This window comes from Streptomyces sp. DH12, assembly GCF_020873895.1.
Taxonomy (GTDB): domain Bacteria; phylum Actinomycetota; class Actinomycetes; order Streptomycetales; family Streptomycetaceae; genus Streptomyces.
The window spans coordinates 1-515 of sequence record NZ_JAHWGT010000699.1 but is presented as its reverse complement, the minus strand read 5'-3'; the positions used below and the strand labels follow the sequence as shown (position 1 = coordinate 515).

General features: G+C 68.7%; 1 protein-coding gene. It reads right to left on the bottom strand.

Going from position 1 to position 515, the window contains the following annotated elements; translation table 11 throughout:
- On the bottom strand, positions 1-515 hold a 515-nt coding region (locus LPA54_RS36590), incomplete at both ends, for a phosphotransferase family protein (protein ID WP_228984814.1).

The following is a 515-nucleotide window of genomic DNA, read 5'->3' as shown; positions in this document are numbered from 1 at the left end:
ATGTACGCGGAGCGGACCATCTCCAGGCGTCGGTACACCTGCCAGTCCTTTTGCCAGCCGCGCGTGTACTCGGGCGGAAGGGTGCGTTCCCAGCGGCGGAACATGCGGTCCCGGATCTCCGGGCGGGTCGGGGTCAGGTGCATGTGCCGCACCAGGTCGTACAGGGGGTCCCCGATGAGGGCCATCTCCCAGTCGATGATGCTCAGCCCGCCGTCCCGGCGCACCAGGTTCCACGGGTTGAGGTCTCCGTGCAGGAGGGAGGGCCGCCGGTGGCCGACCTGCCGCCGGGAGAGGATCTGGTCGAGCCGTCCGGCGTCCGGGAGTCCCAGCTGCCGGGCGAGCTGCTGTGTCTTTCTGGGCAGCGCTCGTACGAGGCGGACCAGCTCGTCCTTGAGCCAGCAGTGGAAATTCGGCTCGTCGGCCACCGGGTCGATCTGCTTGTAGTCCACCTGGGTCAGGGCGCAGAGCTGGTCCACCAACACGTCCGCCTCGTGGGGCAGAAGGCCGTGCACAGG